Source organism: Pseudohalioglobus lutimaris (genome assembly GCF_002866825.1).
Lineage (GTDB): Bacteria > Pseudomonadota > Gammaproteobacteria > Pseudomonadales > Halieaceae > Halioglobus > Halioglobus lutimaris.
In genome coordinates this window covers 40,586-48,305 of the sequence record NZ_PKUS01000033.1, presented here as the reverse complement: position 1 = coordinate 48,305, position 7,720 = coordinate 40,586, and the positions used below count along the sequence as shown (strand labels likewise).

The window sequence follows — 7,720 nt, the reverse complement described above, 5'->3', positions numbered from 1 at the left end:
AATCCCTATAAAATAATAAAATAGTTAAAATACAGATATTTGTCATGCGTTATTAATGTGCAATCTAGAATAGATGACCCGCAGGCCAAGGTTTCCTTTCTCCACCGCCAGTGGGCGACCGGGCTCGCAGTGCGAGCAGTAACCCTCACCCGGGAGGCCAGGCAGGTGCGGTTTCACGGATCGAGGCTTATCCAGGTGGACCGTGAGCGCGCCAATATAGTGCCATCCTCGCGAGCTATGGCCGTTCCAGCATAGCTTTTTCGACCGGCTTCCTCGATCGGCCAGGAAAACACCACCATTGTTTGCCCCCCTTTGACCGGCTGCATTAACTCCCCTTCAAGTTCGCCCAGTAGGGCATGAAGCTTGCGTTCGCGAGCGATAGCGAAATATCCGGGGCAATCCAGCGCACTCCAGACGATCTCGCTTCTAACATTGCCGTCAGCGTCCAACATGTCCTCTCCGGGCGTCCACGGACAGGCGAGCAGCCCCCAGTCATCCACCGGCCCGGGAAAGAGTTCCAGGCCATCGTGCGCCGGGCGTCCGGGACCGCAAACGAAGCAGGTGTCGAACACGTGGTCCTGGTAACGGGCGAAGCGGGTGCTGGCATCTCTGGCGCGGGCTGGCGAGGGCGGCGTGGGGATGTTCATCTCAAACTGGCAGGGAACGGCCGAGGCGACCAGCATATCTCCCTCATACATATCGACTGAGCTGGCGTCCCCGTGTTTGATCTGCAGCTCAGTGCCCAGTGGCGGCGGTTTGTGCAGGCGCACTTTCGCCGGCCCTGTCAGAAATGCGGCCAGCCTGCCGCAGCTATAACCGCCGTTGCCTGAGGACGGTGGACCGTTGAATCGTTGCGGAATAATCAGTGTCGCGGTTTGCATCTACTGCACCTCCAAGCGTGGTAGAAGAATATGTCTCTGCTGCGTCGTGTGCTGCACTGGCACAAGAGTGTAGCCGTTTTTTTCACCTGGCGGCCAAGGTTACCCTGTTCACCGCGCGACCCGGTCTGTTTTAATAGCGTCTTTTCCAGCGGATACTCCCCTATGCGTTTGCCTCGTCTTTTCCTTGCGCTGCTTTACAGCTCGCTTGTCGTGCTGTCTATCTCCGCCTGTTCTTCTGCAACTGACACCGGTGCGGGCGATGCCGGAAAAGCGCCCTGGGAAGCGGGGGCAATGGCCACAGCAGCTAATCCCCATGCCGTCGATGCGGCGATGAAGATGTTGCGCGCAGGCGGCCACGCCGTTGACGCGGCGGTTGCCGCACACGCCGTGCTCGGGCTGGTTGAGCCGCAGAGCTCTGGCCTGGGTGGAGGCGCATTCATGTTGGTCTACCAGCGCGACCCGGGAAGCCTGGTCTTTCACGACGGTCGCGAACTTGCACCGGCAGGCGCTACCCCCGGAATGTTCATGGATGACGGGGAAGTCATGGGCTTCATGGAGGCCTGGCAAAGTGGCCGGGCAATCGGTGTGCCCGGTGTGGTTGCGTTATATGAAGACACGCACCGCAAATATGGCAAGTTGCCCTGGGCGACCGTGCTGCAACCGGCCATTACCCTGGCTCGCGAGGGTTTTGAGGTTTCGCCGCGGATGGCCGGCTTTTTACCCCGTATTGCCGAGTTGGGCCGACTCGATGAAAACCCCGGCGCGGCGCAGTACTTTTACCCGCAGGGCAAGGCGCTGCAGCCTGGTCATCTGCTGAAGAATCCGCAATATGCCGAAACACTTTCGCGGATCGCAGAAGAGGGCAGTTCGGCGTTCTACAGCGGTGCAATCGCCAGGGCGATCGTCGAGCAGGCCAGAGCGGAGCCCAATCCGGGAACGCTTTCTCTGCAGGACATCGCCAACTACCGTACCCGGGAACGAGAGGTGCTGTGCGAGCCTTTCCGTAAGCTGCGCGTTTGCGCCCCCGTAGCACCATCCTCGGCGGCCGCGCAGATCATGATGCTGTCCTACTACGACCAGTTCACGCAGCAGGACATGGATCCTGAGCAGCAGCTCGCAGCGTTTGTGGATGCCCAGCGCCTCGCCTATGCCGATCGCGACCATTACTTCGGTGACCCTGACTTTGTCACTGTGCCGCTGCAGCAATTATTGTCACCGGCCTACCTTCGCCAGCGGGCCAGTGAAAGATTTGCCCCGGACGCCATTCCGGTGCACGGGGAGCCGGAGGCTGCCGGCACTGATGTCACCCTGATATGGGGAAAGGACTCCACCGGCGAGGTTCCCGGTACTTCACATCTGTCCATCGTCGACTCCGAGGGCAATGCAGTGTCGATGACGGCTACGGTCGAAGCGCCCTTCGGCTCCGGCCGCTGGGCGGCGGGCTTCCTGCTCAACAATCAAATGACGGACTTTGCTCGTGAGTACCGTGCGGACGAGCCGGCTCAGGCCAACGCAGTGGCACCGGGCAAAAGACCGCGTTCATCGATGTCTCCGCTAATGGTGTTTGATGAGGGCGGTGAGCTGCTGATGGTGACCGGTTCACCGGGCGGCAATTCCATTCCCGCCTACGTATTCAAGTCACTGGTAGGCATCCTGGACTGGAATATGACGCCTCAGGAAGCAGCGGACTACCCTAACGTTATAGCCCGCGGTGAGACGGTGCGAGTGGAAGTGAGTGCCGCGGCCGGGCAGGAGATTGCCGATATGCTCAAGTCCCTCGGTTACAAAGTGGAAGAGCGCAAGGGTGAGAACTCGGGGCTGCACATCATACTGGTCGAAGGAGGGCAGCTGAGCGGCGCCGCAGATTCACGGCGCGAGGGTAAAGTCGGTGCGCTGCCGCCCCTTGATCCCTGACAGTCAGCCCACTCTGGACTTGATGTAGGCCTCACGTGCGGCGCTGCACTCGGGGTCCAGCAGGGCGCCGACGAGGCTGTCTGCATCTGACCAGGCTCTCTCAATACCCACCATCCCGGCAGTCACTGCGTTGGTATGGCGTTTGGTGGCAAATACCGGTATTGCAGGCTTCGCCGCGATACTCTCCGCCAGCGCCAGCGTTGCCTCTTCAAGCCCGGCCTCTGTCACCACGCGGTTCAGGAACCCCGCGCTGTGAGCCTCTTCAGCATCGAATTCACGACAGGTGATTACCAGTTCCTTGGTCAGCGCGGGTCCGATTTCCCTCACCAGACGGGGGATGCCGCCCCAGGCGAGGGGAATGCCCAAGTCAATCTCGGGAATCGAAAAGCGTGCCGTGCTGGCCGCGAGACGCAGGTCACAAGCCGCGGCGACCACCAGACCTCCGCCGACGCACCAGCCATGAATCGAGGCAATCGCCAGCGCGCGCATATTTTCCAGGGCATCGGCCATTCTTCGCCCAGCGTCCGCCGCGGCGCGCAGGTCACTGTCTTCCAGCGATGGGAATCCCTGCAAGTCAGCGCCCGCGGAAAATGCCCGTCCCCTGCCAGCAACTACTACCACTCGCACTGCGGGTTGTGTGTCAAACCAGCGGGCAGCTTCTGCCAGCTCCTCCAGTAGCCCGATCGACAGGGCATTGAGGCGGGCAGGGCGATTTAGCCAGATCCGGCCTATGGCGCCCTCTACGATGACTTCCAGTGAATCAAACATGTTTTCTCCTTTGCTTACGATAAAAAGATAGCTGTCGCTATCGCTGTCAAAGCGCCTCTACCGGCACATAAATGGAGACATTGAGGATATAGACAGGAAAATTACATTTTTGATGCTATGCTTTTTGCGCACCTGCTCATCACCCCGATGTGTAAGTGTACCTAATCACTTCTCTACCAAGGAGACTAGCATGAAAACCCGTAACCTCTTTCTGGCGGCTACCGTTCTGTCACTCGCACCCCTCGCGGTGGCCCAGGATCTGGGCAAACTCGCTGAATCAGTCGATACTGATAAGGCCATGGAGTCCGTAGACCAGGAAAAAATGACCGATGCAGTCTCTACCGACGGGGTAGATATGCAGAAGGCTTACGACGCAGTCGACAAGGAAAAGGCCGCTGAAGCGGTAGATCTCGATAAAGCCAAAGAAGCGCTGATGCCAGAGTAAGCAACCGGTTCCCGCTACTCCCGGGGCGACGCCTTCCGCGATCTGGCAGGCGCGGCCCGGGTAAAAACAGCGGCAAGGTGCGGCGCGCTTAGCGCGCGCTTCCCTTCAGTTCGACCCTGTTCCCCTCTGGGTCCTGCAGATAAATGGAAGGGCCCATGCCGGTAGCACCGTAACGCATCTCCACTGGTTCCCGCTCTATTCCATGAGCATCGAGATGCGCCTCGATTGTGTCCACATGCCAGGGGTCCACGCACAAACACAGGTGATCCATGTTGGCTGCTGTGTGGTCAGGCGGTCCTCCCCCCTGTAGCCCCAATGGTCCTTTGCTATCAACGAGGTCGATTAGCGAGCGTCCGGCGCGCATTTGTGCCAGACCGATTTCGCCCGGACCACGTTCCAGCCTGCATCCCAATACGTCGCTATAGAACGCAATCATCCTGTCCATGTCATTGGCGCGAATAACCACATGGTCGATGACAGTTATGTTAATCGGATTGGCCGTGTGCATAGCGCTACCCCTGAGCTGAGAACTGATCAGCAGTTGAATTCAGCTGGCTTTTAGAGAGTGGATAGTTCAGAGACTGATCTCATCGTAATCAGGCGCCTCATCGAAGTCGACCGAATTTTCACCATCCCCGGCGCCAGAGCGCGATGGACTGTGCTTGAAAACAGGGGTGGTGGCCAGCCAGTTACTGAGGCAATATCGTGAGCCTGATGACATAGCGGGTTTATAACCTGCATTCAGGGTTCAGTATTTCTATCCGCGGGCAGACCAAAAAAAGAGAGCGCATAACAATGAGTCAGGTTGAAACATCTATCCACGATCACATTCTGGACATCCACATTCGCAGGCCTGAAAAGCTCAACGCCCTGAGTCTGGAAATGTTTCACGACCTTTGTGCCGCGCTGACCGAACTGGATGCCAATCCGCAGCTGCGCGTGGCGGTGCTCCATGCAGAGGGTAAGCACTTTACTGCCGGTATTGAACTGGATGAGTGGGCGCCGCATTTCGTGTCCGGGGAAGGGTTTCCACTCAGGGAAGGCAATACCGATATCTTTGGCCTCATCGGGCCGCGCCGGCGTAAGCCGGTGATACAGGCAGTGCAGGGTTATTGTTTCACCTGGGGCGTGGAAATGATGCTCAATATGGAAATAAGGGTTGCCGCGGATGACACGCAGTTTGCGATGCTGGAAGTGCAGCGAGGTATCTATCCCTGCGGCGGTGCAACCATCCGCTTGCCACAGCAGATGGGACTGGCCAACGCCCAGCGTTACCTGCTTACCGGGGATCGCTGGTCCGCCGCGGAAGCCTACCGGCTCGGCCTGGTACAGGAAGTCGTGTCACCCGGCCAGCAGTACGGCCGGGCAATAGAGCTCGCGCAGAGTATTGCAAAAGCCGCTCCGCTGGCCGTGGAGAGTGTAATCAAGTCAGTGGACTTTGCCGCCCATCACAATCAGGAAGAGGCGGTGACGCAGATCTTCACTGATCTCGTGCCAATAATGCAGAGCGAAGATGCCGCCGAGGGTATCCAGTCCTTTGTCGAACGCCGTGAGGGCGTGTTCAAGGGGCGGTGACTTCGCGCCGGCCCAAAGCGCCTGGTTGCGCGGAATCCCCGCAGCGGGCATGGCCGGAAGGCGGGGCCACAGCATCAGACATGGTCCGTCCTGGTATGCGCGTCGTAACCGCCATCGACGAACAGCAGTGTTCCATAGACATTGCTGGCCGACGGACTGAGCAGGAACTCAATACAGTTGGCGACTTCTTCCGCCTCGCCGGCGCGATTGGCCGGTGTCTGCTCCAGTAGCGACTTCATGATGGGCGCGTACTCATCACTTTCAAACAAGGGCGTGGTCATCGGCGTGAGAGTGGGACCAGGCGCAACCGCGTTCATGCGGATACCGTCGCGGCCGTAGGCCATAACATTGCGGCGCATCCAGTAATTGAGCGCACGTTTGGTCAGCATATAGTGCGTGCCAGCCTGGACGTTCTCTGCCAACGCCAATGCCTCGCTCTCGTCACCCGCGAGCAGGCTTGTAATAAAGGCTTCATCGGGCGGTACCATCGGGGCGGAGTTTGAGCACAGCAGTACGACGGCACCGGATTTCTTTTCCAGGGCAGGGCGCAGGCCTTCAACCAGTTCGACGGTGCCGAAGTAGTTCAGTCGTGTGATCAGCAGGTCAGGCGCGGTGCCCCCGCCCAGTCCGGCAAGGGGAATAAAGCCGTCCAGTCCGTCGGGTGCCTTGTCCATTACGGCCGATATCACCGCTCTACGACCCTCGGGCGTGCTCAGGTCGGCAATGACATCGGCATCCTTGATGTCAATACTGATCAAACTATGACCCTGTGCGGCCAGTGCCGACTTGAGTGCCGCGCCAATGCCTGATGCGCTGCCTGTCAGTGCGTAGGTTCCCATTCTGGATTCTCCTTATTTCATTCCGGCACTTTTGCCTGCAGTTTACGGATCTGGTTCTGCAGCCAGGCGCTGAGCCAGAAGTTATTGCTGCTATCGAGCAGGGCCTGGTGAACCGTTGCGCCAAGGGCCCGGCTCTGCCCGGTGTCGGCGCCCGCATCGCGGACGATGTCCAGCAAGTGCAGCGCCTTTTCATGCTGGCCATGGGCATGTTGCTCAGCGGCGCGTTCCACTATGGCCTCTGCACCGCCCGCAAGTTCCACCAGGTCCATTGCCACGCTGGATTGGGGGATTGCGTAAAGCTCTGTAGTGGATTGGTGATGGAACCAGCCGCCATAGCTCTCCCAGATAGCGCGTACGCTCCAGGACACTTTGCCATAGCCCTGACCGACTTCCATCTCCGGTGGCAGGGTAATCTCTGCCATCAGGGTGTGCACGTCCTTGCCTTCATTCATGCCTTTTACGGTTTCGTCGTGTACATAATGAATAGCATTATAGAGCGCGGTCAGCTCATCCTGAATTAATTCTGAGCCGATGATGGGGGCATGGTGGCCATAGCAGATCATTTCTGGCTGCAGAGCGCGAACTGTATCCACCGCATGCGCGACCACCAACGCCTCACGATAACGGTCGCCGCGAATCGTGACCAGGTTGGGAAAATGACCGAAGGGGCATCCGAACAGATTGCCAGTAAAGCAGATTTTATGCTGCGGCAGCCAGACGATGAGTGAGTCATTGGTTTCAGCGCCGGGAAGGGCGATCAGCTCGAAATTCGTGCCACCGAGCTCAAAAGCCATACGTTCCTCGACCAATAGATCGGGTGTGGGCTGGTCCTGCGCAGGAAAGTCACTGTAGCCCTGTGCCTTGTAGTAGTTGAATGCGTCAGCGAACTTTTCAGCAAAGGCAAAAGCCGAGCGATTCCCGCGAAAGGGTGCGAGCCGTGTATCGTACGCCTGGTGTTCTGCAAATCGGCTGGAGGCGACCACCCTGAGCCCCGGGTTCTGTTCACGGAAGTAGGCAGTGCCGCCAACGTGATCCACGTGCCCCTGGGTAAAGATCAAGGTATGCACAGGGGTATCGCTGAACCGTTTGAAATTGGCATCGATAACGGGCGCCTCCATGCCCATACCCGCGTTCAGCTGCACGCTGCCTGCCGGGGTCTCTATGCGGTAGGCGTTGGAGAACGCTTCTGACATCATTATGAAGTCGTTGATGCGCTCGCCACCGTAACGCGCCGGGTTGGGTTCAACGGGGCGTGACTTGTACAGGGGTTCTCTCATAGTGATCAGCGCTCTATTACC

At 58.7% G+C, this 7,720-nt stretch carries 9 protein-coding genes; 3 read left to right on the top strand and 6 right to left on the bottom strand.

What is annotated here, in order from left to right:
- Positions 1-173: 173 nt before the first annotated feature.
- Complete coding sequence (locus tag C0039_RS18115) at positions 174-881, bottom strand: hypothetical protein (protein ID WP_101518872.1); 708 nt, start codon at positions 879-881, stop codon at positions 174-176.
- A 162-nt stretch (positions 882-1,043) separates the two neighbouring features.
- Between C0039_RS18115 and ggt the strand changes: the two genes are divergently transcribed.
- Positions 1,044-2,795 (top strand): gamma-glutamyltransferase, encoded by a 1,752-nt coding sequence (ggt, locus tag C0039_RS18110; RefSeq protein ID WP_101518871.1) that lies wholly within the window; start codon positions 1,044-1,046, stop codon positions 2,793-2,795.
- A gap of 3 nt (positions 2,796-2,798) precedes the next feature.
- Here the strand turns inward: ggt and C0039_RS18105 are convergent, their stop codons facing one another.
- Positions 2,799-3,563, bottom strand: coding sequence for an enoyl-CoA hydratase/isomerase family protein (locus tag C0039_RS18105; RefSeq protein ID WP_101518870.1), 765 nt, complete (start codon positions 3,561-3,563; stop codon positions 2,799-2,801).
- Between the two features lie 190 nt (positions 3,564-3,753).
- Here C0039_RS18105 and C0039_RS18100 point away from each other — a divergent pair, with 190 nt between their 5' ends.
- The gene (locus tag C0039_RS18100; protein WP_076001386.1) at positions 3,754-4,008 is read left to right on the top strand and encodes a hypothetical protein; all 255 of its coding nucleotides are present in this window, start codon (positions 3,754-3,756) and stop codon (positions 4,006-4,008) included.
- An 88-nt stretch (positions 4,009-4,096) separates the two neighbouring features.
- Here the strand turns inward: C0039_RS18100 and C0039_RS18095 are convergent, their stop codons facing one another.
- Positions 4,097-4,516 carry a VOC family protein gene (locus C0039_RS18095; RefSeq protein ID WP_076001385.1) on the bottom strand — a complete coding sequence of 140 codons (420 nt, stop codon included), beginning with the start codon at positions 4,514-4,516 and terminating at the stop codon, positions 4,097-4,099.
- A 66-nt stretch (positions 4,517-4,582) separates the two neighbouring features.
- The gene (locus C0039_RS21125) at positions 4,583-4,729 is read right to left on the bottom strand and encodes a hypothetical protein (RefSeq protein ID WP_157516201.1); all 147 of its coding nucleotides are present in this window, start codon (positions 4,727-4,729) and stop codon (positions 4,583-4,585) included.
- A 74-nt stretch (positions 4,730-4,803) separates the two neighbouring features.
- On the opposite strand from C0039_RS21125, the gene C0039_RS18090 reads away from it, so the two are divergent.
- Entirely contained in the window at positions 4,804-5,583 is a 780-nt protein-coding gene (locus tag C0039_RS18090) for a crotonase/enoyl-CoA hydratase family protein (protein WP_101518869.1), read from the top strand.
- A gap of 74 nt (positions 5,584-5,657) precedes the next feature.
- On the opposite strand, the gene C0039_RS18085 is transcribed toward C0039_RS18090, so the two are convergent.
- Together C0039_RS18085 and C0039_RS18080 are read right to left on the bottom strand one after the other, a co-directional pair.
- Entirely contained in the window at positions 5,658-6,422 is a 765-nt protein-coding gene (locus C0039_RS18085) for an SDR family oxidoreductase (RefSeq protein WP_101518868.1), read from the bottom strand.
- A 17-nt stretch (positions 6,423-6,439) separates the two neighbouring features.
- Complete coding sequence (locus C0039_RS18080) at positions 6,440-7,699, bottom strand: alkyl sulfatase dimerization domain-containing protein (protein ID WP_101518867.1); 1,260 nt, start codon at positions 7,697-7,699, stop codon at positions 6,440-6,442.
- Positions 7,700-7,720 lie beyond the last annotated feature (21 nt).